Raw genomic sequence first — 24844 nt, 5'->3', positions numbered from 1 at the left:
CGCCGTTTCGACAAGCCCTTCCACTGGCTCAGGGAGGTGAGCCAAGTCGAACCACTCAAGGTCCCGAGCCGGTCGAGGGACTGGATCGCCACGGCCCTCCTTGCGGGCCTCGCGATGACAAAAGTCCAAAAACTACGGGCATTTGGTATAAGGAGAAGGGATGTAGCAGAAGGGGATCAACCCCTGTAGCGGCGGTCTGTGACCGCCGTGCAAGTGCCATCCTCCCTGCTCCCTCCTCCTTTCTCCCTTCTCCTTTCTCCTTTCTCCCGCGGCCCGGCGGCCGGCCGCCCGCCGGGCCATAGTCTTTCGTTGCCAACTCCCTGTCCCGTCCGCATTTCTAGCGGTGATGAAAGTCGTCATACTCTGCGGTGGCAAAGGCGCCCGGTTGCGCGAAGAAACCGAATACCGGCCCAAGCCGATGGTGCCCGTCGGCGAACGTCCGATCCTCTGGCACATCATGAAGACCTACGCCCATTACGGGCACAAGGACTTCATCCTCTGCCTCGGCTACAAGGGCGACATGATCCGCGACTATTTCCACAACTACCTCTGGAACACCTGCGACGCCACCCTCAGCCTCGGCGCCAACCCGGCGGTGCAGTTCCACACCAGCCACAATGAGGACGACTGGCGCGTCACCCTCGCCAACACCGGCCAGGAATCCATGACCGCCTACCGGGTGAAGCTCATCCAGAAATACATCCCCGCCGGCGAACCCTTTCTGCTCACCTACGGCGACGGTCTCGCCACCATCGACATCAACGCCTCGATCCGCTCCCACCAGGCCTCGGGCAAGGTCTGCACCCTTTCCGCCGTCCACCCCGCCGGCCGCTTCGGCAGCCTGCGCATCGAGGACTCCGGCCAGATCCACACCTTCAACGAAAAACCCCAGTTCGAGGACGCCTACGTCAACGGCGGCTACATGGTCTGCGACCACCGGATGTTCAACTACCTGACCGACGACCCCAACATGCTGCTCGAGCGCAAACCGATGGACGACCTCGTCCGCGACGGCCAGCTCAACGCCTACAAGCACGAGGGCTTCTGGCAGCCGATGGACACCTATCAGGAGGCCCAGTATCTGAACAAACTCTGGTCGGAAGGTCGCGCCCCCTGGAAGGTATGGTGAACTCCTTCGCCCAAGCCTACCGCGGCAAACGTGTCCTGCTCACCGGCCACACCGGTTTCAAGGGCGCGTGGCTGGCGGAGTGGTTGCTCGCCCTCGGGGCGGAGGTCACCGGCTACTCGCTGCCGCCGCCAACCAACCCTTCGCTTTTCGGACAACTCGGCCTGGCTTCGCGCCTGCACCACCTCGACGGCGACATCCGCGAGCTGCCCAAGCTCCGCCAGACGGTGGAGTCCGTGCGACCCGACTTCGTGTTCCACCTCGCGGCGCAGCCGCTCGTGCGGCTCTCCTACCGCGAACCGGTCGAGACCTACTCGACCAACGTCATGGGCACCGTGAACGTGCTCGAGGCCGTACGTCTCGCGGGCCGGCCTTGCACCGTGGTGGCCATCACGACCGACAAGTGCTACGAAAACCGCGAGCAGCTGCACGGTTACCGCGAGGAGGATGCCATGGGTGGACACGACCCTTACAGCTCGTCCAAGGGCGCGGCCGAACTGGTGATCAGCGCGTATCGCCGGTCCTACTTTTCCGGCCCCGCCTCCGTCATCCGCCTCGCCTCCGCCCGCTCGGGCAACGTGCTCGGCGGCGGCGACTGGGCCGAGGATCGCATCGTGCCCGACTGCATCCGTGCGCTGCAGCGCGGCGAAGCCATCCCCGTGCGCAACAAGATTTCCACCCGCCCCTGGCAGCACGTGCTGGAGCCGCTCAGCGGTTATCTCACCCTCGGCGCGCGGCTCTCCGCCGCGGCCCCCGCCTCCGCGCTCGCCGCGGCCTTCAACTTCGGCCCCGACCCTACCGCCGACCGCACGGTGGCCGACCTCGTGCAGGAAGTCCTCAAAACCTGGCCCGGACGCTGGGAAGACAAGAGCGACCCGGCCGCCGTGCACGAAGCCGGCCGGTTGAGCCTCAACACCGACAAAGCCCACCAGCTCCTCGGCTGGCAGCCGGTCTGGGCCTTCGCGGAAACCATCGCGCAAACCGTGCGCTGGTATCGCGAGGCCGCTGACCAACCGGCGTCCATTCACGCACTCACCACCGCACAGATCGCCGCCTACACCGCCGCCGCCAAGACCCGCGGCCTTTCCTGGGCAAGCTGAGGCCGTGCTATCACTCTCACTCATGCCCCCCCCACACACACCGTCGCTTCGCGCCACCCCTCTTTCTGGAGGGGACCTGAACCCTTGTGGCCCGAATTCCCCTCTTGAGAGGGGTGTCCGCAGGGCGGGGTGTGGAGCCCGCTTCCGCCAGCCCGTGCCTTTTCCGCGCTGAGGTCACACCACCATGCCCCGCACGCCCGCCGAACTGAAAGCCGAGATCCTGCGTCTCACCCGCGAATACTCCGCGCTGACCCATCGCGCCAATCTCCCGGCCGACGCGGACCAGCCGGCCTTCGTCGCCGGCCAGACCACGGTGCCCTACGCCGGCCGCGTGTTCACGGCCGACGAAGTCGAGGCCGCCGTGTCCAGCACGCTCGATTTCTGGCTGACGCTCGGTCCCGAGGGCGAGGCCTTCGAGCGCGAACTCGCCACCCTGCTCGGCGTGAAGCACTCGCTGCTCGTCAACTCCGGCTCCTCCGCGAACCTCGTCGCCTTCTCCACGCTCACGTCGCCGAAGATCGCCGCACCGCGCCGCATCCTGCCCGGCGATGAGGTCATCACGGTTGCGGCGGGGTTTCCGACCACGGTCACCCCGATTGTCCAATCCGGCGCCGTGCCCGTCTTCGTGGACAATGATCCCGCCACCGGCAACCTGCGCGCCGACCGCCTCGAAGCGGCGTTTGTCCCCGGCAAGACCAAGGCCGTGATGCTCGCCCACGCGTTGGGCAACCCCTTCGACCTCGGGGCTGTGCTCGCCTTCTGCCGCGCGCACGATCTCTGGCTCATCGAGGACAATTGCGACGCGCTCGGTTGCACCTACTCCATGCCCGTCGAGCGCGCGAAGTCGCTCGGCCTCGCCGACAACTCACCCGGCCTGTCCGCGACCGCCGGACTCGTCACCCGTTACACCGGCACCTGGGGCGACCTCTCCACCCAGTCGTTCTACCCTCCGCACCACCTGACCATGGGCGAAGGCGGCGCGGTGAACATCATCCATCGTCCGCCGCTGAAAACCTACGCCGAGAGCTTTCGCGACTGGGGCCGCGACTGCTGGTGCGCCTCGGGCAAGGACAACACCTGCCACAAGCGCTTCGGCTGGCAGCTCGGCGAACTCCCCGCCGGCTACGACCACAAATACATCTACAGCCACCTCGGCTACAACCTGAAGCCCCTCGACCCGCAGGCCGCCATCGGCCGGCAGCAGCTGAAAAAGCTGCCCGCTTTCATCGCGGCCCGAAAACAGAATTGGGATTATCTCCGCGCCGGGCTCGACGACCTCGGCGATCTCTTCGATTTTTCGCTCCCGACCCATGCGACCGCGTGGATTCCTCCGGGCAAGCGCTCATCCGCCGGCGATGCCTTCGTCTGGGACCAGACCGGGTGCCGCACCGACTGCTCGTGGTTCGGCTTCATGTTGCGGGTCAAGCCCGGCGCACCCTTCTCGCACACCGCGCTGGCCCGTCACCTCGACGAGCAGAAGATCGGCAACCGGATGTTCTTCGGCGGAAATCTCCTGCGCCAGCCGGTCTTCGTTCAGCTCAAGAAGGACCGCCCCGAGGCCTTCCGCGTCGTGGGCGACCTCGCCGGCGCCGACGAGATCATGCACCGCGCCCTTTTCCTCGGCACTTATCCGGGCTTGAGCCGGGCGATGCTGGATTACGTAATCGAGACCATCCATGGCTTCGTGAAAACGAAGCGATGACCGCCCGGCGGAACGGCCCTGCCTCCGTCGCGCAGCCCCCATGAGCACCATCTCCGACCTCAAAGCCTCCTACCAAGCCGGCCGCCTCGACAAGGCGGGCTACATCCATGCGATGTATGAACGGCACTCGGTGCTGCTCGACCATGCCCAACACCTCGCCCCGACCAATCTCGCCGAGATTCGGATCAAGGCCGGCGAAGTGACCGCCACGTTCAAGGACCCGCCCATCACGATGGTCTGTCCGCCGGCCGACACACGCATCGCGCCGATCGAGGCCTTCAACTTCGGCGACTACGAGCACGCCGAGATCCAGCTCGTGCGCCGGCTGGTCGGCCTGCTGGGCGGCGCCAAGGTGCGCTTCCTCGACATCGGCGCCAACGCCGGGTTCTACAGCCTCGCGCTTTCCCAATGGTTCCCCGGCCTCCGCGGCACCGCCTTCGAGCCCATCCCGTCCACTTTCGGCCACCTGTGCCGAAACCTCGCGCTCAACGCCGTCACCGGCATCGCCCCCCGCAACCTCGGTCTCTCGGACCAGGCGGGCGAACTGGTCTTCTACACCTATCCCAGCCAGTCCGGGTCCTCCTCGATGACCCGCAACGTGGACGCCGCCGATGTGCAGGAGGTCCGTTGCCCCGTGACCACCCTCGACGCCTACAGTGCGCAACACCAGCAGGGCGCGGACTTCATCAAGTGCGACGTCGAGGGCGCCGAGTTGTTCGTCTTCAAGGGTGGCAGCCAAATTATCCGGCGCGACCGCCCCGCGATCTTCACCGAGATGCTGCGCAAGTGGTGCGCGAAATACCAGTATCACCCCAACGACATCATTTCCCACCTCGGCGGACTCGGTTACGGTTGCCATGTCGTGAGCGACGGCCGGCTGGCCCCCTGCCCGATTATCACCGAGGAGACCAAGGAGACCAATTTCATCTTCCTGCACCGCGACCAGCACGCCGCCATCGCGGCCGCCCTTTCCTGAGTCCGCCATGGCGTCCCCTCATCGCATCATCACCGAGGACGTCGCCGCGATTGCCGCGTCGGCGCTGCCGTGGGAGAAGCTGACGGGCAAGACCGTGCTGATCACCGGCGCGGCCGGCTTCCTGCCCGCCTATCTGGTCGAGACGTTGCTGCACCTCAACGACACACGGGCGTTGAAATGCCGCGTCGTGGGCCTGGTGCGCAACCTCGAGAAAGCCCGCACCCGCTTCGCGCACCACACCTCCCGCGTGGACCTTCAGCTCCTCCAGGGCGATGTCGCGGTCGCTCAGGCCTGGCCGGAACCGGCGCACTTCATCATCCATGCCGCAAGCCAGGCCAGTCCCAAGTTTTACGGCCCCGATCCGGTGGGCACGATGAACGCGAACGTGCTGGGCACGCATCACCTGCTGGAGCAGGCCCGTGCGTGGAAAAGCGAAGGATTCTTGTTTGTCAGCAGCGGAGAAGTTTACGGCCGCGTGGCGCCAGAGCACGTTCCGACCAAGGAGTCCGACTACGGCTGGATCGAAACCACCGATCCTCGCTCCTGCTACGCCGAGGGCAAACGCGCCGCCGAGACTCTCGGCGTGAGCCACTGTAAACAATTCGGCACACCCTTCGTCATTGCGCGTCCTTTCCACACCTATGGTCCGGGCATGTCGCTGGAGGACGGCCGCGTTTACGCGGACCTCGTGCGCGATGTCGTGCATAATCGCGACCTCGTCCTCCACAGCGACGGCAAGGCCGTGCGCGCGTTCTGCTATCTGGCCGACGCCGTGGCGGGACTCTTCACCGTCCTGTTGAAAGGCGTAACCGGCACCGCCTACAACGTCGGCAATCCCGCCGGTGCCCTCAGCATCCGCGAACTCGCCGATCTCCTGGCCGGCCTCGCCTCCGGCGGACCGCTCAAGGTCAGCCACGCCGGCCAACCGGCCGCCGGCTACCTGCCCAGTCCCATCCCGGTGAACGTCCCCGACGTGTCCCGTCTGTGCGCCCTCGGCTGGCAGCCGCAGTGGCTCCCCCGCGAAGGCTTCGCGCGCACCCTTGCCTGCTTCCGTTCGCCATGAGCCAGCCACGCAAGCTTCCCGTCGCGATCCTCGGCACCGGCAACATCGGCACCGATCTGCTGGTGAAAGTGCTGCGCTCTCCCGTGCTCGAGTGCCGCCTGTTTGCCGGTCGCAATCTCTCCTCGCCGGGCATGACCAAGGCCAGTCTGCTCAACGTACCCGTCTCCGCCAAGGGCATCGACAGCATCCGCGAACTCCGGGGGCAGGTGGAGCTGGTCTTCGACGCCACCAGCGCGGAAAGCCATCACAAGCACGCCCCCCTCCTCGCCGAGATGGGCGTGACGGTCGTCGATCTGACGCCGGCGCAGGTCGGCCGCATGTGCGTGCCGGCCGTCAACCTGGCCGACTGCCTCGACCAGCCCAATGTCAACATGGTCACCTGCGGCGGACAGGCCTCCGTGCCGCTCGCTTGGGCCATCGCCCAGGCCAACACCGGCGTCGAATACATCGAAACGGTCTCCAGCATCGCCTCCCGCAGCGCCGGGCCGGCCACGCGCATCAATCTCGACGAATACCTGCAGACCACCGAGACCGGCCTGCGGACCTTCGCTGGCTGCCCGCACACCAAGGCGATCCTCAACCTGAATCCGGCCCAGCCCTGCATTCACATGCAGACGACCGTCATGGCCAAGATCCGCCAGCCCGACCTCGCGCGCACCCGCCAGCAGGTCGAGGCCATGGTCGCCGTGATCCGGAAATACGTGCCCGGCTACCAGCTGATCCTGCCGCCGATGATCGAGGGCGGACGACTCGTCACGATGGTCCGGGTGGACGGACTCGGCGACTACCTGCCGCGCTACGCGGGCAACCTCGACATTATCAATTGCGCCGCGATTGCCTTCGCCGAGGCGCGCGCCCATCGTCGCTCCTCCTAGCCATGCCGGACAAGCCCAGCATCACGGTCTGCGACGCCACCCTGCGCGATGGCTCCCACGCCTACAGCCACCAGATCACGCTGGAACAGGTCCGCACCTACGCCGCGGCCTCCGAGGCGGCCGGTTTCTCCTTCCTCGAAGTGGGCCATGGCAACGGCCTCGGCGCGTCTTCCCTCCAGGTCGGCGAAAGTCTCGTGCCCGAGGGCGACATGCTCCGCGCGGCCAAGGCCTGCCTCCGCCGCACCAAGCTCAGCGTCCACGTCATCCCCGGCTTCGCCACCATCCAGCGCGATATTGCCGGCGCGCTCGAAGCCGGCGTGGAGCTTTTCCGCGTCGGCTGCCACTGCACCGAGGCCGACATCACCCAGCGCCACATCGGCCACGTCCGCTCGGTCGGACGCGAAGCGTGGGGCGTGCTCATGATGAGTCACATGGCCTCGAAGGACGTGCTCCTCGAGGAGGCCAAGAAGATGCAGTCCTACGGCGCCCAGGGCATCGTGCTCATGGATTCGGCCGGCGCGTATTTTCCCGCGGACGTCACCGAGAAGATCGGCCTGCTCGCCGGCCGCCTCGACGTGCCGGTTGGTTTCCACGCCCACGACAACCTTGGCCTGAGCATCGCCAATTCCCTGGCCGCGCTGGAGGCCGGCGCGCGCATTATCGACGGCACCGCCAAGGGCTTCGGCGCCGGCGCCGGCAACGCCCCGCTGGAACTCCTCGCCGCCGTGCTGCGCCAGCGCGGCTACCCCACCTCCCTCGATTTCTACAAGGCCCTCGATGTGGCCGAGGTCGCGGCCAAGCTCTTCGCCGGCTCCCTGCCCAGCGCCTCCGGCATCACCATCGTGAGCGGACTGGCGGGCGTGTTCTCCGGCTTTGCCAAACCCGTGCAGCGCGCCGCCACCCAGCTCGGCGTGGACCCGCGCGATGTCTTCTTCGAACTGGGCCGCCGCAAGGTCGTGGGCGGTCAGGAGGACATCATCCTCGAGGTCGCCAATGAACTCGCCCGCCGCAAGAACGGCGCCAACCCCGGAGCCCCCGCCCCATGAAAGCCGCCCTCGATCTCGTCCGCGCCGATGCCGAAGCCGTGCTCCAAGGCCGCACCAACCGGCTGGAACCTCTCCGCGGCCAGCACCTGTTCATCAGCGGCGGCACCGGTTTCCTCGGGGCCTGGCTGCTGGAACTGGCCGCGGTGCTCAACCAGCGGCATGGATTCGGACTGAAGGTCACGGTCTTTTCCCGCAACGCGCGTGAATTCGCCCGCCGCTGGCCCCACCTCGGCAGCCTGGACTGGGCTCATTTTCAGGAGGGCGACATCCGTTACCTCGCCGAGCTGCCGCGCGACACGCGCTACATCATTCACGCCGCCGCACTGACCGACCGCCGGCTTTTCGCCTCGCAGCCCGGAGCCGTCGCCGAGACCAACGGCCTCGGCACGCTGCGCATCCTCCGCGCCGCCAACCTGCTCGAGGACCTGCAGAAATTCGTGCTCCTCAGCTCCGGCCTCGTCTATGGCCGGCAGCCGTGGGAAATGTCCGCCATCGCGGAGGATTTCTCCGGCCCGCTGCGCTGCGACGAGGTCACCTCCGTTTACGCCGAGTCCAAGCGCTACGCCGAAACGGTCGCCCAATGCGCCATCAGCGAGAGCAAGCTTCCGGTCGTGACCCTGCGCCCCTTCGCCTTTGTCGGTCCCTACCAGTCTCTGCAACTGCCGTGGGCCGTCACCGACTTCATCCGCGACAGCCTGAACGGCGGTCCCATCCGGATCATGGGCGACGGCGCCACGGTGCGCAGCATCATGTATGGCAGCGACTTTGCCTACGGCGTGCTCGCCGCCCTCGCGGCCGGCCGGCCGCGCGAGACCTACAACCTCGGCAGCGCCGAGGCCATCGACCTCATTTCCCTCGCGCGCCTCATCACCCGCCACTTCACCCCGGCGCCGGAGATCCGCACCGGCGTGGGCCAGGCGGGCCATGACCGCAACCGTCTCGTCCCCGTCATCGACAAGGCGGCGCGCGACCTCGGCCTGAGCGTCAGCGTGCCCCTCGCCACCGCCATCGAGCGGACCATCGCCTGGAACCGCCTGCTTCAGTCTTCATGAAATCCAAGGTCAGCGACATCGTCGCCCGCTTTTTCGCCCGCAAGGGCATCACCCACGGTTTCGGCATCATCGGCTCGGCCAACTCGCACCTCTTCGACTCGTTCTTCAACACCACGCCGGAGATCGAGCTGGTGTGCAACCATCACGAGCAGGCCTGCACGATGGCGGTGCAGACCTACTGGAAAATCACCGGCACGCCCACCTTCGCCCTCGTGACCGCCGGCGCCGGTTCGAGCAACGCCATCACCGGCGTGCTCTCTGCCTGGGCCGACTCGATTCCCTGCCTCATTTTGTCCGGTCAGGAAAACGCCCGCTACATCACGCCCGACCACGCGCTGCGCATGTATGGCATCCAGGGCTACGACAGCCCATTTGCCGTCAGCAAGATGACCAAATACGGCGCCCGCGTGATGGACCCGCGGCAGGTGCTCTTCGAGCTGGAGAAAGCCTGGCACTTCGCCACCACCGGACGTCCCGGCCCCTGCTGGCTGGATTTTCCGATGAACGTGCAGGGCGCGTTCGTTGAGGAGGACGACCTGCCGCGCTTCTCGCCCCCCGCGCCGACGCCGGAGGCGGCTCCGCTCACTGGCAATGCTCTCGTCGCAGAGGTGAAGAAAGCCCTGACCCACCTCGCCGCCGCCGAGCGCCCGCTGCTCTGGCTCGGCGTGGGCATCACGATGGCCGGAGCCCGCGAGAAAATCCTCCCGCTCCTCGAACAACTCGGTGTCCCCGCGCTGGTGACCTGGTCGGCGGTGGACCTGCTGCCGTCGGAGCACCCGCTCGTCGTCGGCCGCGCCGGCACCTACGGCCAACGAGCCGCCAATCTAATTCTCCAGAACTGCGACTACCTGCTCGCGATCGGCACGCGCCTTGCCATCCCGCAGGTCGGCTACGAGGTCGCCGAGCTGGCGCGGGCGGCCAAGCACATCACGGTCGTGGACATTGATCCGACCGAGCTGCGCAAATACCCGCAGCGGTTCAATCACCCGGTCCACGCCGATGCCGGTGAATTCATCCGCACATTGCAGGCCGCGGCGCCGGCGCGTCCGACCCCCGCGCACGCGAGCTGGGTTGCCCGCTGCCAGGCCACGCGCGCCCGCTTTCCGTGGATCGGTTCCGAGCACGCCGATCAGCGCGGTTTCATGAACACCTACCGCTTCATGGAGAAGCTCGGGCCGCATATGAAGCCCGACCAGGTCATCGTGACCGACATGGGCACCGCCCTGCTCTGCGGCCATCAGGCGCTCGCGATCAAGCCGCCGCAACGCCTGCTCACCTCCCAGGGTCTCGGCGAAATGGGCTTTGGTCTGCCCGGCGCGATCGGCGCCTCGTTTGCCCGCAACCGCGGCGAGGTCATGTGCCTCAACTGCGACGGCGGCATGATGATGAACCTCCAGGAACTGCAGACCGTCGTCCACCACCGGCTGCCCATCAAACTTTTCATCTTCAACAACGACGGCTACCTCATGATCAAGCACACCCAGAAGGCGATCATGGACGGACGCTACTCCGGCACTGATCGCAAATCCGGCGTGAGCTGCCCGGACTTCACGAAGCTCGCTGCCGCCTTCGACCTGCCCGCCTGGCAGATCCGCACCTGGGAGGATTTCGACCGCGTGCTCCCGCTGGCCCAGGCCGCCACCGACCCCTGCATCGTCGAGGTCTTCATGGACCCGGAGCAGTATTTCCATCCCAAGCTCTCGCTCGCCAAACAAGCCGACGGCACGCTCGTGTCGCCCCCGCTCGAGGACCTTTCGCCGCTCCTCCCCCGCACCGTGCTGCGCGAAGAGATGGGCGGCACGCTGCACCCGAAATCGGAGCATCTCGCCTGAACCCGCGTCCTGACCGTTCCATGAAAACCATCACGCTCGTCAGCGGCTGTTACAACGAGGAGGACAACCTGCCCGACCTCGTGTCGCGCGTTTTCGCCGCCGCCGCGCAGTTTCCGCAGTATGCCTGGGAATACATCATCGTGGACAACTGCTCCACCGACGGTTCCCGCGCCCTGCTCCGCCGGATGGCCGCCGAGGACAAACGGATCAAGGTCATCTTCAACACGCGCAACTTCGGCTACATCCGCTCGCCTTACTACGGCATCCTCCAGGCCCGCGGCGACGCCGTGATCTACCTCGCCTCCGACCTACAGGACCCGCCGGAGCTGATCACCCAATTCATCCCCAAGTGGGAGGAAGGCTTCAAGGTGGTCGCCGCGATCAAGAACGAGAGCGAGGAATCAGCGCTGTTTTTCATGGCCCGCAAGGCCTACTACGCGGTGGTGGCCAGCTTCAGCAACGTGGACCTGCTGAAAAACTTCACGGGCTTCGGCCTCTACGACCAGACCGTGGTCGAGCAGATGCGAAAGCTCGACGATCCTTACCCCTACTTCCGCGGCATCATCGTCGAGCTGGGCTACCCGATCGCGCGCGTCAGTTTCGTGCAGCCCCGGCGCAAGCGCGGCTTCTCCAAGAGCAACTTCTACAGCCTCTACGACGTCGCGATGCTGGGTTTCACCAACCACAGTAAAGTGCCGCTGCGCCTCGCCACGATGTTCGGCTTCGCGCTGTCCGCGCTCTCGTTCCTGATCGGCCTGATCTACCTTGTGCTGAAGCTGATCCTGTGGCGTGAGTTCACCATCGGCCTCGCGCCGGTCGTCGTGGGCCTGTTCTTCCTCGGCTCGGTGCAATTGCTCTTCATCGGCATCTTGGGCGAATACATCGGCGCCATCCACACGCACGTCACCAAACGCCCGCTCGTCGTCGAGCAGGAACGGATCAACTTCTGAGGCGGCGGCGGCGGACAATTGGCTTCACATCCCGCGTCCGCGGAAGTTGAGTGTTGGCCACGATGAAGCCCGACCCCGCCGCGCCGGCCGACCCGCTGAACCTGCTCCGCCAGCAGCTCATCCTGGCCCAGGTGCGCATCATGGAGCTCGAGGACGTGCGCGACGAACTGGCCCCGCAGGTCGCCCGGCTGGAGAAACTGCTCGCCGAGGCCCAGACGCTGGCCGACGCGAAGACCGACGAAGCCGCCCACCTCGAACGGGTCCGGGCCGCGTTGCAGGCCGAGTTCGACCACCTGCGCCACGTCCAGCATGTGACCAACGAGGCGCTCAACGCCGCGCGGGCCGAGGCCGGCAATCTGGCCACCCGGGAGCGGTCCTTGCTCTCTGAAATCGAGCACCTCCACCTGCTCACGCGTCAACTGGCCGAGACCGAGCGCCAGCAACTCACGCGCCTGGATGAGCTGCAGCAGTCGCTGGCCTCCGCCCAGTCTGAAATTTCCGCGCGCCAGGCCCGCATCAGCGAACTGGACGCCGAACAACGCGCGATGAAAGCCGCCCGCAGCTGGCGCTGGACCGCGTGGCTGCGTTCGCTCGAACGCACCTTTGGCGGCAAGCCATGAGCGCCACGCCCGCCATCCGTCTGCTCGGCGAGGTGGAGAGCCCCCGTCCGCTCCGGGCCCAGCATGGCTTGGTTTCCGTGCGAGGCTGGTGCTTCCTGGCCGGTGTGGCCGAACCGCCGGCCGTGCGGCTCACCACCGACGCCGGCCAGCTCGCCCAAACCGCCCGGCACCCGCGCCCCGATCTGCACCCGCTGCATGCCAGCGAGCCCGCGGCCGCTCACGCGGGCTTTGTCATCGAAGGCCATCTCCCCGCCGGCGTGCATCTCGCCCGCTTTGAGGCCCGGTTGTCCGATGGCAGCTGGCAGACTTTCAGAACGCTGTCCCTCGCGGTTGAGTCCATTCCCTTGGCCGCCGGGATCGATGCGCCCGCCGCCACCGGCACCGTGACTAAACGCGTACATGTCGAGGGCTGGGCTTTCCAGCCGGACCAACCCGTGAGTGAACTCTCGCTGCGCTACGGCCATCAGGAAATTCCCTGCGACCTGGGACGTCCGCGTCCGGACCTCGCCCGGAGCCATCCGGCGTCGCCGCATGCCGCCAAGGCCGGTTTCAAGAGCCGCGTGATCCTCTCTGCCGGACGCGGCCCCGTGCGGCTCAAGGCCCGGCTCGCCGACGGTTCAACCGCCATTGCCCGCACCCTGCTGCAGGTGGACGTCCGCACCGATGAAAATCATCCGGTCGACCTCGATTTTTCGGCGCCCCGCGTGCCCCTGACCACGGATCGGCGGATGGTCGCCACCCCGGCCCCGGCACGATCACCCCAGTCGCTCAACGTGCTGTTCGTGCTCCCCGGCAGCTTCGCGTCCAACAGCGCCCTCCACGCCGCCGCCCTGGCCAATGAGCTGGTGGCCAGCGGACACGAGGGCGTGATCGCCGTCCCGCACGATGTCGAGACCCTCGCTCATCACCCGGCGCCGGCCTTTCGTGGCCTGCTGCATGCCCAAGTCGCCGAGTCTTCCAGCGTATTTTCCGACGACCGTGCCCCCGACATTATCCACGCCTGGACCACGCGCGAAAACGTCCGCCGCCTCACGGAAACGCTCCGCGCGCGCCACGGCGCCCGCGTCGTCGTCCATCTCGAGGACAACGAGCAGGAACTCCTCGCCCTGTCGCTCGGCCGTCCGGCCGCGGAGCTGGCCCGGTTGGCCACGGCTGAACTCGACCGCATCGTGCCCGCCGACCTGTCGCATCCGCACCGCGCGCGCGAATTTCTCGCGCAGGCCGACGGCGTCACCCACATCACCGGGCGTCTGGCCGAGTTTATTCCCTCCGACCGGCCCCGCCACCTGCTCTGGCCGGCCGCGGATGCGCGGTGGTTCGGGCCACGGCCGCGCCCGGACGCTTTCCGCCACCTGCTCGACCGCCGGCCCGGCGAGACCGTGCTCTTCTACCACGGCAACGTGCACGCGGCCAACGCGGCCGAGGTGCGCGAACTCTACCTCGCCGTGTTGCGGCTGAACCAGGCCGGCGAGCCGGTGACGCTGATCCGCACCGGCCGCGACTCCGTTGATTTTCTCGGCCCGCTCGCCCCGGAGGTCGCCCCGCACGTGCTCTGCCTCGGGCAGCTTCTGCACCACCATCACCTGCCGCCGCTCATGGCCCTGGCCGACATCTTCGTGCAACCCGGCCGCGCCGATGCGTTCAACGACTACCGTTTCCCGTCGAAGCTCCCCGAGTTCTTCGCCCTTGGTCGGCCAGTGATCCTGCCGCGCACCAACCTCGGCACGCATGTCCGACATGACATTGACGCCTATGTGCTCGATCAAGCGAACGCCGCCGGCATCGCCACGGCGGTCAGCGAACTGCGCAGCGATCCGGACCTCCACCAGCGGCTGTCGCAGGGAGCACGGGCGTTTGCCGAGCGCCACTTCAGCTGGCGGCGCAGCGCGGAGGCTCTGATGGGATTTTACCGGCTCCTGACAACCCGCTGAGCGCAATCCGCCACCCGGGCGGAAAGTTTTATGAGCTTGTCAGCCCTGCCGGCCCTTGGACCCTATGGGAGCTGGCCAACGCCGTATGACCACCACCGCCGCGCTCCCTTTGGAGCAACACAACATCGAGATTCAGCGCAACCGCGCGGCGTGGGAGCGCAAACCGATGTTGCGGGAAATCTACCTTGGCTTCTACCGGCAGATCGCGGCCCGGCTGAATCCGCGGCTGACCGGTCCGGTGGTTGAGCTGGGTTCGGGCATGGGGCGCATCAAGGAAGTGATCCCGCACTGCCTCACGACCGACCTCTTCCCGAACCCCTGGCTGGATCGCCGGGAAAACTGCTACGCGCTGAGCTTCGCCGACGGCGAAGTTTCGCATCTCATCCTCTTCGACGTGTGGCACCATCTGCGCTACCCCGGCACGGCGCTGCAGGAATTTCACCGTGTGCTCACGACCGGCGGCCGCCTGATCCTCTTCGAACCTGCGGCCAGTTGGGTCGGCCGGCTGATCTATCACTTTTTCCACCACGAGCCCGTGGCAGTGCGCGACCCCATCACCTGGGAAGCCCCCGCGGGCTTCCGCGCCGCTGATGCCGACTATTACGCGGCCCAGGGTTCGGCCACGCGCCTTTTCTGGTGGGGCGAGGGCCATGCGCGGCTTAAGGGCTGGAAACTCTCTGAAGTCAGGCCCCTGACCTCATTCGACTATTTCGCTTCCGGCGGATTTTCCGGTCCGCAGCTCGGCGGACGATTCCTGCACGGTCTTATGCGCACCCTGGATTTTCTCGTGACGCCATTCCCCCGAGTCTTTGCGGCCCGGCTGCTCGTCGTGCTGGAGAAGGAGCCCGCCTGACATGTCCGGTCCTTCCGCCATCGCCCGCCAGCACCTCGACAAGGTTCGCGCCTTTTTCGACACCGCCACGCCGCCCAACGCCCCGGCGCGCCACTATCGCGCGCTGCTGGCTCGCTACTACAACCTGCTGATTCCGCCCACCGCCTCCGTCCTGGAGATCGGCTGCGGCGGCGGGGAACTGCTGGCGCGCATCCAGGCCCGGCGCAAAGTCGGCGTGGACCTGTCACCCCATCAGGTCGAACTCGCGCGGGCCCGCGTGCCGGGAGCCGAGTTCCACGTGCAGGCGGGCGAAACGCTGGAACTTAGCGAGCGCTTTGACTGCATCCTCATCTCGGACACCCTGAATTTCTCGGCCGATGTGCAGATGCTCTTCGAGCGGCTGCAGACCGTCGCCCACGCCGACACGCGGCTCTTCGTGAATTTCCACAACTCGCTGTGGCGTCCGCTGCTCTCACTCGCCACCCTGTTCGGGGTCAAGAACCGGCAGCCCCAAAGCAGCTGGCTCGCGACCTCCGATGTGGTGAACCTGATGCAACTCGGCGGCTGGAGCCCGATCACCTGCCAGGGCCGCGTGCTGGTGCCCGTGTGGTTGTTCGGCGTGGACTACCTGGCCAACCGTTGGCTGGCGCCCCTGCTGCAGTGGTTCTGCCTCACGATCTTCATCGCCGCCCGCCCCCACCGCCAACCCGCGGCCGCCCAGCCGACCGTCTCCGTCATCATCCCGGCCCGCAACGAGGCCGGCAACATCGCCGCCGCCGTGCTGCGCACGCCCGAGATGGGCGCCGGCACCGAGCTCATCTTCGTCGAGGGCCACTCCAAGGACGACACCTGGGCCAGGATCCAGCAGGTCGCGCGCGAACATCCCGACCGCAAGATCAAGATCATGCAGCAAACCGGCCGCGGCAAGGGCGACGCCGTGCGCCTGGGCTTTGCCGCCGCCACCGGCGACATCCTCATGATCCTCGACGCCGACCTCACGATGCCGCCCGAGGAGCTGCCCAAGTTCTACGCCGTGCTCGCCCACGAGCAGGCGGAGTTCGCCAATGGCGTGCGCCTCGTCTATCCGATGGACGAAAAGGCCATGCAGTTCCTGAACCTCTGCGCGAACAAGGCTTTCGGCCTCATCTTCACGTGGCTGCTCGGCCAGCCGGTGAAGGACACCCTCTGCGGTACCAAGGTGCTGCGCCGCGCCCACTACGAGCGGATCGACGCCAATCGCGCCTACTTCGGCGACTTTGATCCCTTCGGCGACTTCGACCTGCTGTTCGGCGCCGCGAAACTGAACCTCAAGATCGCCGACGTGCCCATCCGCTACAAGGAGCGCACCTACGGCGAAACCAACATCCAGCGCTGGAAACACGGCTGGCTCCTCCTGCGCATGGTCCTCTTCGCGGCGCGCAAGCTGAAGTTCACCTGAGCCCGCCCACCGGTGAGCCAACACCCCCACCCCATGCCTGCCAGCCGGCCGCAGCGTCTCCTCGTTTCCGGCGGACGCGGACGCCTCGCCGCCCTGATCGCCGACAGTTTCCAGGCTCCCGATTACGACGTCGCGCTCTACTCCCGGGAGGCGGCGGGTGCGTTCCGCGATTTACAGCGCCTGCTCGATCCCGCGGAGTTGGTCGGGGCCGGCGCGCTGTTGCACCTCGCGTGGAGCACCCTGCCCGCCACGTCGGAGCAATCCCCCGGCCAGGAGGAACGGGAGGATTTGCCGCGTCTCGAGAAACTGCTGGCGATGCTGGCCTCGCTACCCACGCGCCCCCACTTCGTGTTCTTCTCCTCTGGCGGCACCGTTTACGGCAACGCCCCGGGGCGCCCAAACACCGAGAACGACCCTTGCCACCCCATCGGGCGCTATGGACGCGCCAAGGTCGCGGCCGAGGAAATGATCCGCGCCGCCGCCGCGAAACATGACCTGCCCTGCGCCATCCTGCGCATCTCCAATCCTTACGGCTACCCCGTACCCAGCGGACGCGTGCAAGGCATCATCCCCCACGCCATCCGCGCCGCCACGGAAGGCCGCACCTTGACGCTCTGGGGCGACGGACACGCGCGGAAGGACTTCATTCACTACACGGATTTTCTCGCCGCCCTGCGCAGGGTGCTCGCCAGTCGGCTCACTGGCACCTTCAACCTCGGCGCGGGCGAATCGCACAGCGTGACGGAGATCCTCGATCTCGTCGCCCGACACACCGGCCGCAAAATCGCCACGACGACGACACCGGCCCCATCTTGGGACGTGCAGGACAGCCGGCTCGACATCAGCCGCTTCAAGGCCGCCACCGGCTGGAGCCCGCGCACCTCGCTCGACGAAGGTATCCGACGCTCGACCGTTGGCAGCCGGCCGCCCTGCCCGTGAGCTTCGGGCGTTCGCGCCCTACTCGATTTTCAGCGGCCCAAGCTGAATCCAATCACGGTTGTCCTTGCCCGACGGACCGGGCCCAAAGAACAGCTCGACCTCGCCCGCTTGTTCCAAGGTAAACCCGACCTCATAGGGCCGCATCGAGCCGCGATCATCGCGATTCGCGCGTGGATTAAATAGCCGCGTCGCCAGTTGACGCCGGGCCCCGTCCGACCCGAGCGCAAACAGACTCACCTCCACACCATCTGTGGTATCCACATCGGCCAAATCCACCCGGTAGGCCTCCAGTGGCAGTTGCAAGGAACTGCGCAGCGTGTGCCGGCCCGCCGGCAGGGCGAAAACCAGCCGCGTCACCGGATGCGCGCCATACATGGCATGACCGCTCGACCCGTCCATGCCGGGACCGAAACTCGCCCAGACCCGCACCGGCTGCGGGGTCATGCCGGAGAAATACCGCTGCTGCCAGCGCCGCAGCTTGGCCACGTCCAGCCAACGGGCCGACAGGTCTTCCGGCGGCACCACGACCCCGGGGGCCAGGGCCACTTCATGAAACGGGTTGTCGAGAATCGCATACAGCAGCTCCGTTCGCCGGGCCTCCGGCACGTAGATGCGTGCATCGCGCCAGACGTAGAGCGGTTCTCGCCCGAGTCCACGGGCCGCAGCCCGGTCGATCAGCCATCGCGCGCCGTCGGGTTCGCCCACGATGACGAGGGCCCCAATCTTCTCACCGTCGAGCATCGCGAGCGTCCGTTCCACCCGGTCGGCGTCGGTGGCGATGTCGTTGCGGATCATCACGCCGCGCCGCTGGGCGTAATAGGGCGTCATCGAGTTCCAATCCTGCCCGAGCACCACAATCACATCGCCGGGATTGGTCAGCGCGCGCAGTGACGTGGTCAGGCCATCCCCGCCCGGACTGATCGCCCGCTGCGCCGGATAGTAGTGCTGGACGTAGCGCCAAGCCTGACCCGCCGGCACCAGCAGGACCGCCGCCCACACCGCCCAGCGCGGCAGTGCCGACTCAGCCAGCGCCACCAGCGCGAGACCCATGGCCACGAGCAACAGCACGGTGTTGGCCACGTAGTAGTAGTCGTGGTGGGCATAAAGGATCGGGAAAACCACGAGCACGGAACCGAAGGCCAGCAGGTTGCCCCCCATCTCGCGCCAGCGCCGGCGAACGAGCACCCCGGCCAGCAAACAAAACAGCAAGGCCGGCAGCCAGGTCAGTTGTTCCGCCACGATGCGCGCCTTCGTCGCCCACAAATCCGCGGAGAAATACGTGCCCTCCCAACCGAAATTGAAGGACCGCAGGTTCGCGGAGGTAAAGGCCACGCCCAGCGGATTCAGCTCCTTCGTGGCGTCGGCGAAGCGCAGCCACCAAAGGGTCGCGGCAAACGGCAACGCCACCGCAGCGGACATCCACAGGAAATCGGTTTTCCAAGCCGTGCGGCGCGCACTCCACAGTCGCATCGCCGCCCAGACCCAGGCGGGTAGCAGGTAGAGCAAAAAGGTCGTGACCTTCACCAGCCCCGCTCCGGTGCCGGCCACGATGGCCACCGCCAGCCAGAGCTTGCTCCGCTCCGCCACCGCGCGCTCGAAAGCCACCCAGAACCACAGGCTGAACATCAGTGCCATGGTCTCGATCAGGAAGGCGCGCCCATAGAAAATGTAGAGCGGACACGTCAGCAGCAGCGCCAGCACGATCCAGCGATGCGCCGGCGCCACGTTCCACCGCCGCAACAGCAGGAACACCGCCGGCAGCGCGAGGTAGAAACACGCGATGCTCACCGCCCGCCCGGCCTTGGTCAGGCTCCAGTTGGTCACCTTGCTCGTGACCACCACCGTCCACTGGTAGAACGGAAACTCCATCGGCACCGACCACGGTTTGCCGACGACCGGCGTCGGATAGGCCAGCGAGAAATTGTTCTCCTGCTTGATCCAGTAGGCCGACAGCGCCGTCTGCGCCTGACGGAATTCCCCGCCCGGCAGATTCCGGCTCTGCCACCCCACCTGCACGCCCCAAAAGTGGAACGCGAGGCACGCGAGAAATAGCCCGATGGCAAACCGGGTTTCCCCACGGGACGGGGCGCGGGCAACGGCAGGTGACTCCATCGCCGCAGGCAATGAAATCAACCGCCCGATGCCAACCTGAATGTTCGGACGCAAGTCGCTGAGGCATCCCGCCGCGACGCCAATGTTCGTATTACGAACATTCTGATCGGACCTACCTCTGGCGGTGGCGGCGATTCGTGCCCAAAGTTCGTAATACGAACATTGGTTTGGCCAGTTGGGCCGAGAAAGTGCCTAAGCGTCGGACAGTGCTTTCCCCTTTACCGCCTGCTACTCAGGCGGACAACGGCTGGCTGGCGGAGCCCAGCGCCGACAGCGCGTAGAGCGTCACCATCACCACCGCGCACGCGAGTTTGGCGAAGCCGGAGAGGAGGAAGCCGAGCGCGGCGCCGGCGCCGGCTTTGAGGGCCTGCTCGTCGGTCTTCTTGCCCAGCCATTTCTCAGCGATGACGGCGCCAAGCATCGTGCCGAGCAGCAGCGCGGGCAGCGAAAAGAACATCCCGGCCAGGGCCCCGCCCGTGGCGCCGGCCATGCCCCACTTGCCGCCGCCGAGCAATTTCGTGCCGAGGATCGTGCAGCCGAGATCGGCCAGCACCGACAGCAGCCAGAAGCCCGCGATCCAGCCGACCGCCAGCCAGGTGAGGGTGTCGGGCAGGAGCCATTTCTGCAGCAGCGCCGCCAGCAGGATCAGCGTAGTCCCGGGCAACAGCGGCACGACGCAGCCCACCAGCCCCACCAGCATGAGCAGGATGACCGTGGTCCAGATGACGTATTCCATGCGGCCATGACACGGCGGCAGGGCTCAGGGTTGCAACTCATCGCTCCGCGTGACCTCGGACAAAATTTAGGGATTGGCCGCCGTGTCATAATACCCATGGTCGAAACCCACACCCAGTTCCTTCCTCATGTCCGAACCCACCGGTCTGAAACGTTACCTCCCCCCGCTCGGCTCACCCGCCTACCACGTGATGCTCTCCGTGGTGGCCATCACGATCCTCGGTCCGCTCGGCGGCATCTCCGCGGCGTTCATGAACTTCTCCATCGGCTTCTTCGTCGGTGGCCAAGTGCTCGCCGGCATCCTCGGCAGCGTGGTCACCCTGCCCTACGGCCCGGAGGGCAAGCACGGCGCGAACTACATGCAGACGATGGCCGCCTCGGTGGCCGGCATGTGCGCGATGGCGGTGCTGATCCAGGCGATGGTCTGGCTCAATCTGCCGCCGGTGCCCGACTGGAAGATGGTCCTTTTCCTCACCTGCATCGGCATGTTCGGCGTCGGCGTGGGCATGCTCTACACCCCGGTGCTGGTGGACCGGATGCAGCTCAACTTCCCCTCCGGCTACGCGGTGGCCAACATCCTGCGCGCGCTCACCGACCCGGTGCTGTTGCGCCAATCCATCGCCAAGCTCGGCGGCGGCCTCGCCGCCGGCTACGCCGTGGGCTTCGCCTCCTTCAAGGTCGCGGCCATCGGCGCGGTCGGCGTCTCGGCCTCGACCGTGGGCGCAGGCTTCATCGTCGGCGCCCGCATCGCCATTCCGGCGCTCGTCGTGGCAGTCATCGGCCGAGAGGCCATGCCCTATTTGATCGAGATCGGCTGGCTGCATGAGGGCGAACCCTACCGCAAGATCGGCTTCATCATCTCGCTCGGCACCATCCTCGGCGCCGCCGGACTCGACATCACCCTGATCCTGATCGAGGCGTTCAAACGCTTTCGCCAACAGGTGCCGGTCGCGCCCGATCCCGATTGGAAGCGCGTCAACATGTTCCGCCTGATCCTGTGGATCATCGCCTGGGGCGCGGGCATCGTGATCATCGGCAGCCAGCTCCTGCAGCAGCCGGTCTTCTTCCTCATCGTGGCGCTTGGGCTCTGCCTGCTCTTCGTGCTGGTGAACGGCATCTCGCTCGGCATCTCCGACTGGAACCCGATCTCCAGCGCCTTCGTGATGGCGGTCTTCATCATGGCCGCGCTCGGTCTCAAGGACCCCGGCGTCGGCCTCATGTGCGCCGCCATCCTGCTCATCTCCTGCAGCGTCGGCGGCGACATGCAGCAGGATCGCTCGACCGGCTGGCGCCTCGGCACCAACCGCGTGAACCAGTTCCGCTACCAGGTCATCGGCATTGCCTGCGGCGCCGTCCTAACCGTGGTGCTCGCCAAGGTCTTCATGAGCGCCTACCCGATCCTCAAGGCCGACCAGTTCAGCAACCCGAACCTCGAGGGCGCACAACAGTGGCAGTCGGCCATGACTTACAAGTTCGTCGGCGCGATCAAGGGCATCACGCTCGAACAACCGCACGTCATGAAGGCCCTCTGGCTGGGCATCGCCATCGGTCTCGTGACGATGGTCATCCGCAAGCTCATCAAGCGCACCGCCGGCTACAAGGCCTTCGTCGCCAGCTCGACCGCCGGCAAGGTAACCGACTTCACGGTGGACGCCGTGCTCCTGCCCAGCCCCTACGCTTCCTCCTTCGGCGGTTTCGTCGAGATCAAGACTGTGCTCTGGTGGGCCGGCGGCGGCATCTTCGGTTCGCTCTACACGATGTGGGCCGAGAAACGGAAAGCCGCCTCGGCCCCCGACGCCAACGCGCTGCCCTCCGACATGAGCACCATGTCGCTCGTCGGCGGCGGCCTCATCGCCGGCGATTCACTCGCCGCGCTGAGCGTGGGCGTGGCGGGGTTGCTGCGGACGGTGCTTTGAGGGGATACCGCAATTGCTCCGGAAGCTATTCTGACCTCAGGATTCTCCGAGTTGTAGGGCGGGGTCTCCGACGGAGGCTTGGCGGAGATGGCGAAGCAACCCCGCCTCGAACGCGGCATCGTTTTTGCAGCAAGGCGGGGTTCGGAGACCCCGCCCTACATCCCCAAAGCATGGGGCGGTTGGTATGAACACGGTATTGGGATTGAGGTTTTGACCGTGCTTCAATCAGCCCGCGCGGAGCGCGGGTTCCATCCTGGCACCTCTTTCCTTCAGACGCCTTCCTTTGTCGCCGCGCCTGAATCCCGGCTTGGCGGGATGAAAGCGTGGTCGTGCGCTTTACCACGCTGTCGCTTCGCTCCAGCGCGGCTACGGGATCATCTACCGATACAACGCCGTCACCGGAGTCGCCGTGAGCACGTTGTATTGGCGCATCGCGAGTCGCCACCACGGGGAGAGCTGGTCCGCGGGGAGTTTCCACAATTGCTCGTGGAGCCAGTTCATGGACTCGGGATCGAGCAGCAGCGCCATCTTCTCGCGCGTGGTGAGCTTGTCGGGGCCGTCAGCCAGCAAACGCCGGCGCAATTCCACGAAGTAACGGCGCACCGAGTAGCTGCCGGGCCGGCGCTGACGCAAAAGAGATACGTGCACGGCGTTCACGTAGGGATCGAGGATGGCCTGCATGAGGCCGAAATCCCGGCGGAGTTCGCGAATCGGCAGCATGTGCTTGTAGCACTCCTCCAGATTCTGCTCGAGCTGCGTGAGCACGGGCGCGGGCTCCGTCTCGTCGGGCGTCAGGAAAAGACCGAGTTCACGGGCGCGCCGGCCGAGGCCCGCGCGACTCAGGAGGATCGAAAGCGGCGCGGAGAGCACGAGCCCGAGCAACACGGGCGACAGCCACCAGAAAAACGCCGGCGCCAGGATGTAGGCTGAGGCGCCCCAGACGAGGCCGAACAATGTCTGGCCCGAATGCGTGATGATCGCCTCGCGCCAGTCGGGGTCATCGCTGGCCGTGCGCTGCTGCGTGACCCAGTTAACGCCCTGCCCGAGCAGGATGTAGGTCACGAACTTCGAGTGGAACATCATGTTGATCGGCGCCAGCAGCGTGGAGGCGATCGTTTCGAGCAGGGCGCTCAGGACCAGCCGAACGCGTCCGCCGTAGGCTGCAGCCCGGCCGTGTTTCAGCACGAGGCCCACGCTCAGCACCTTGGGCAGGAAGATGAGGGTCATGGTGAGGCCGAACAACGCGAGCGCCTGCGGCACCGGCACGACATGGTCGAAAATCATGATGTAGCGCGCCGGATCCACGGTGCCGTCCTCGACGCGGGCAAACAACCGCAGCGTGCTCACGAGCATGAAGAGCAGCCAGATCGGCGAGCTCACGTAGCCCATGATGCCTTGGAAGAGGTGAAAGCGGTTGACCGGGTGAAGGTTCTTGGCCGTGAGCAGCCAGCTGTGCTGGAGGTTGCCCTGGCACCAACGGCGGTCGCGCTTGGCGGCGTCAATCAGCGTGGGCGGCCCCTCCTCGAAGCTGCCCTCCAGGTCATGGGCCAACCACACCTTCCAGCCGGCCCGGCGCAGCAGCGCGGCCTCGACGAAGTCGTGACTGAGGATGCGTCCGCCGAACGGCTCGCGCCCCGGCAGCTCGGGCAGTGCGGCGTGTTCCATGAACGGCGCGACACGGATCACGGCGTTGTGGCCCCAAAAGTTGCTTTCGCCTTGGTGCCAGTAGTTGAGGCCGGCGAGGAAGAGCGGGCCGTAGAGCCGGCTGGCGAACTGCTGCAGCCGCGAGTAAAGCGTCACGCCGTTCACCACGCGCGGCGCGGTCTGCAGGATGCCGACGGTCGGGTTGCGCTCCATCATCGCGACCAGCTTCACGATGGACTCGCCGGTCATGATGCTGTCAGCGTCGAGCACCACCATGTAGCGGTAGCTGCTGCCCCAGCGGCGCAGGAAGTCGGCGACGTTGCCGCTCTTCTTGTTCAGCGAAATGCGGCGCTTGCGGTAGAAGATGCGGCCGAAACCGTTGAGCTGCTTGCAGAGCTCGGCCCACGCGACCTCCTCCTGGATCCAGCGGTTCGGGTCGTTGGAGTCGCTGAGGATGAAGAAGTCGAACTCGTCGAGCCGGCCGGTCTGCTCGAGCGACTGATAGATCGCGCGCAGGCCCTCGAAGATGCGGCTGGGGTCCTCATTGAACACCGGCATCACGATGGCGGTGCTGCCGAGCGGCAGTTTCTCCAGCGACTCGTCGTCGCGCAGCGTGCGGCTGATGCGCGCCGTGTCGCCACGATTGATCACGTAGAGGCCAAGCAGAGCGGTGCAGAAACCCGTGGCCACATGGGCAAACAGAATCGTGAACAGGATCAACAGCGGCAGATCGGCCACCCGTGCGAGCGTGAACGGCCCCTGCCAGAGCAAATCGGCCATGAACCATGCCGCCAACGCGGTGAGCAAAAAGATGAGCGAGAAGAATGTCGCCCGCCGCCGGCTGACGCGCGTCTTGTCCACCTGCTCGACTGTGAAGGCCGTGGGCATGGGTCAGGAGATGGGCCGCTGAAACCTGATCGCAGATGCCTTACACACCCCGCCCTGGCGGGCACCC

At 66.4% G+C, this 24844-nt stretch carries 19 protein-coding genes; 16 read left to right on the top strand and 3 right to left on the bottom strand.

Translation table 11 applies throughout. The features are described from left to right. The first annotated feature begins 346 nt into the window (after positions 1-346). The 15 genes from rfbF to ESB00_RS07320 all read left to right on the top strand — a co-directional run bounded on the left by rfbF (position 347) and on the right by ESB00_RS07320 (position 17482). A complete protein-coding gene (gene rfbF / locus ESB00_RS07390) occupies positions 347-1129 on the top strand; it encodes a glucose-1-phosphate cytidylyltransferase (protein ID WP_129047064.1) in 783 nt (260 codons plus the stop codon). Further along, positions 1123-2226 (top strand): CDP-glucose 4,6-dehydratase, encoded by a 1104-nt coding sequence (rfbG, locus tag ESB00_RS07385; protein WP_129047063.1) that lies wholly within the window; start codon positions 1123-1125, stop codon positions 2224-2226. The genes rfbF and rfbG overlap by 7 nt, the downstream gene beginning before the upstream one ends. Before the next feature lie 184 nt (positions 2227-2410). Further along, on the top strand, positions 2411-3928 hold the full coding sequence (gene rfbH, locus ESB00_RS07380; protein WP_129047062.1) for a lipopolysaccharide biosynthesis protein RfbH: 1518 nt from the start codon (positions 2411-2413) through the stop codon (positions 3926-3928). A gap of 40 nt (positions 3929-3968) precedes the next feature. After that, positions 3969-4904 (top strand): FkbM family methyltransferase, encoded by a 936-nt coding sequence (locus ESB00_RS07375; protein WP_129047061.1) that lies wholly within the window; start codon positions 3969-3971, stop codon positions 4902-4904. Positions 4905-4911: 7 nt separating this feature from the next. Continuing rightward, positions 4912-5967, top strand: coding sequence for an NAD-dependent epimerase/dehydratase family protein (locus tag ESB00_RS07370; RefSeq protein ID WP_129047060.1), 1056 nt, complete (start codon positions 4912-4914; stop codon positions 5965-5967). Next, complete coding sequence (locus ESB00_RS07365; RefSeq protein ID WP_129047059.1) at positions 5964-6842, top strand: acetaldehyde dehydrogenase (acetylating); 879 nt, start codon at positions 5964-5966, stop codon at positions 6840-6842. The genes ESB00_RS07370 and ESB00_RS07365 overlap by 4 nt, the downstream gene beginning before the upstream one ends. Positions 6843-6844: 2 nt before the next feature. After that, on the top strand, positions 6845-7888 hold the full coding sequence (gene dmpG, locus ESB00_RS07360; protein WP_129047058.1) for a 4-hydroxy-2-oxovalerate aldolase: 1044 nt from the start codon (positions 6845-6847) through the stop codon (positions 7886-7888). Then, positions 7885-8940: an NAD-dependent epimerase/dehydratase family protein gene (locus ESB00_RS07355; RefSeq protein ID WP_129047057.1), complete on the top strand. Its 1056-nt coding sequence runs from the start codon at positions 7885-7887 to the stop codon at positions 8938-8940. The genes dmpG and ESB00_RS07355 overlap by 4 nt, the downstream gene beginning before the upstream one ends. Continuing rightward, entirely contained in the window at positions 8937-10772 is a 1836-nt protein-coding gene (locus ESB00_RS07350; protein ID WP_129047056.1) for a thiamine pyrophosphate-binding protein, read from the top strand. The genes ESB00_RS07355 and ESB00_RS07350 overlap by 4 nt, the downstream gene beginning before the upstream one ends. A 20-nt stretch (positions 10773-10792) precedes the next feature. Then, on the top strand, positions 10793-11722 hold the full coding sequence (locus ESB00_RS07345; protein ID WP_129047055.1) for a glycosyltransferase family 2 protein: 930 nt from the start codon (positions 10793-10795) through the stop codon (positions 11720-11722). 62 nt (positions 11723-11784) lie between these two features. Then, on the top strand, positions 11785-12342 hold the full coding sequence (locus tag ESB00_RS07340; protein WP_129047054.1) for a hypothetical protein: 558 nt from the start codon (positions 11785-11787) through the stop codon (positions 12340-12342). Beyond that, positions 12339-14273, top strand: a complete 1935-nt coding sequence (locus ESB00_RS07335) for a glycosyltransferase family 4 protein (protein ID WP_129047053.1) — start codon at positions 12339-12341, stop codon at positions 14271-14273. The genes ESB00_RS07340 and ESB00_RS07335 overlap by 4 nt, the downstream gene beginning before the upstream one ends. Positions 14274-14358: 85 nt before the next feature. Beyond that, positions 14359-15126 carry a class I SAM-dependent methyltransferase gene (locus tag ESB00_RS07330; protein WP_246026426.1) on the top strand — a complete coding sequence of 256 codons (768 nt, stop codon included), beginning with the start codon at positions 14359-14361 and terminating at the stop codon, positions 15124-15126. A gap of 1 nt (position 15127) precedes the next feature. Continuing rightward, entirely contained in the window at positions 15128-16543 is a 1416-nt protein-coding gene (locus ESB00_RS07325) for a bifunctional class I SAM-dependent methyltransferase/glycosyltransferase family 2 protein (RefSeq protein WP_129047051.1), read from the top strand. 33 nt (positions 16544-16576) lie between these two features. Further along, positions 16577-17482, top strand: coding sequence for an NAD-dependent epimerase/dehydratase family protein (locus tag ESB00_RS07320; protein ID WP_129047050.1), 906 nt, complete (start codon positions 16577-16579; stop codon positions 17480-17482). A gap of 18 nt (positions 17483-17500) precedes the next feature. Here ESB00_RS07320 and ESB00_RS07315 read toward each other — a convergent pair whose 3' ends face one another. Both ESB00_RS07315 and ESB00_RS07310 read right to left on the bottom strand, forming a co-directional pair. Further along, complete coding sequence (locus tag ESB00_RS07315) at positions 17501-19594, bottom strand: hypothetical protein (RefSeq protein ID WP_129047049.1); 2094 nt, start codon at positions 19592-19594, stop codon at positions 17501-17503. A gap of 232 nt (positions 19595-19826) precedes the next feature. After that, on the bottom strand, positions 19827-20330 hold the full coding sequence (locus ESB00_RS07310) for a DUF456 family protein (protein ID WP_129047048.1): 504 nt from the start codon (positions 20328-20330) through the stop codon (positions 19827-19829). A gap of 127 nt (positions 20331-20457) precedes the next feature. On the opposite strand from ESB00_RS07310, the gene ESB00_RS07305 reads away from it, so the two are divergent. Continuing rightward, on the top strand, positions 20458-22245 hold the full coding sequence (locus tag ESB00_RS07305) for an OPT/YSL family transporter (protein WP_129047047.1): 1788 nt from the start codon (positions 20458-20460) through the stop codon (positions 22243-22245). 378 nt (positions 22246-22623) lie between these two features. On the opposite strand, the gene mdoH is transcribed toward ESB00_RS07305, so the two are convergent. Beyond that, the gene (gene mdoH, locus ESB00_RS07300; protein ID WP_129047046.1) at positions 22624-24777 is read right to left on the bottom strand and encodes a glucans biosynthesis glucosyltransferase MdoH; all 2154 of its coding nucleotides are present in this window, start codon (positions 24775-24777) and stop codon (positions 22624-22626) included. Positions 24778-24844: the final 67 nt, after the last annotated feature.

This window comes from Oleiharenicola lentus, from assembly GCF_004118375.1.
Classification (GTDB): domain Bacteria; phylum Verrucomicrobiota; class Verrucomicrobiia; order Opitutales; family Opitutaceae; genus Lacunisphaera; species Lacunisphaera lenta.
The sequence above is the reverse complement of the archived record's forward strand: the minus strand, read 5'-3'. Positions and strand labels throughout refer to the sequence as shown.

Coding starts and splice junctions, on each gene's coding strand:
- ESB00_RS07345 (WP_129047055.1), top strand. CDS start 10,793: ATGAAAACCATCACGCTCGTCAGCGGCTGTTACAACGAGGAGGACAAC.
- rfbF (WP_129047064.1), top strand. CDS start 347: ATGAAAGTCGTCATACTCTGCGGTGGCAAAGGCGCCCGGTTGCGCGAA.
- ESB00_RS07325 (WP_129047051.1), top strand. CDS start 15,128: ATGTCCGGTCCTTCCGCCATCGCCCGCCAGCACCTCGACAAGGTTCGC.
- ESB00_RS07320 (WP_129047050.1), top strand. CDS start 16,577: ATGCCTGCCAGCCGGCCGCAGCGTCTCCTCGTTTCCGGCGGACGCGGA.
- rfbH (WP_129047062.1), top strand. CDS start 2,411: ATGCCCCGCACGCCCGCCGAACTGAAAGCCGAGATCCTGCGTCTCACC.
- ESB00_RS07330 (WP_246026426.1), top strand. CDS start 14,359: ATGACCACCACCGCCGCGCTCCCTTTGGAGCAACACAACATCGAGATT.
- ESB00_RS07340 (WP_129047054.1), top strand. CDS start 11,785: ATGAAGCCCGACCCCGCCGCGCCGGCCGACCCGCTGAACCTGCTCCGC.
- ESB00_RS07370 (WP_129047060.1), top strand. CDS start 4,912: ATGGCGTCCCCTCATCGCATCATCACCGAGGACGTCGCCGCGATTGCC.
- rfbG (WP_129047063.1), top strand. CDS start 1,123: ATGGTGAACTCCTTCGCCCAAGCCTACCGCGGCAAACGTGTCCTGCTC.
- ESB00_RS07375 (WP_129047061.1), top strand. CDS start 3,969: ATGAGCACCATCTCCGACCTCAAAGCCTCCTACCAAGCCGGCCGCCTC.
- ESB00_RS07335 (WP_129047053.1), top strand. CDS start 12,339: ATGAGCGCCACGCCCGCCATCCGTCTGCTCGGCGAGGTGGAGAGCCCC.
- ESB00_RS07365 (WP_129047059.1), top strand. CDS start 5,964: ATGAGCCAGCCACGCAAGCTTCCCGTCGCGATCCTCGGCACCGGCAAC.
- ESB00_RS07315 (WP_129047049.1), bottom strand. CDS start 19,594: ATGGAGTCACCTGCCGTTGCCCGCGCCCCGTCCCGTGGGGAAACCCGG.
- mdoH (WP_129047046.1), bottom strand. CDS start 24,777: ATGCCCACGGCCTTCACAGTCGAGCAGGTGGACAAGACGCGCGTCAGC.
- ESB00_RS07355 (WP_129047057.1), top strand. CDS start 7,885: ATGAAAGCCGCCCTCGATCTCGTCCGCGCCGATGCCGAAGCCGTGCTC.
- ESB00_RS07310 (WP_129047048.1), bottom strand. CDS start 20,330: ATGGAATACGTCATCTGGACCACGGTCATCCTGCTCATGCTGGTGGGG.
- dmpG (WP_129047058.1), top strand. CDS start 6,845: ATGCCGGACAAGCCCAGCATCACGGTCTGCGACGCCACCCTGCGCGAT.
- ESB00_RS07350 (WP_129047056.1), top strand. CDS start 8,937: ATGAAATCCAAGGTCAGCGACATCGTCGCCCGCTTTTTCGCCCGCAAG.
- ESB00_RS07305 (WP_129047047.1), top strand. CDS start 20,458: ATGTCCGAACCCACCGGTCTGAAACGTTACCTCCCCCCGCTCGGCTCA.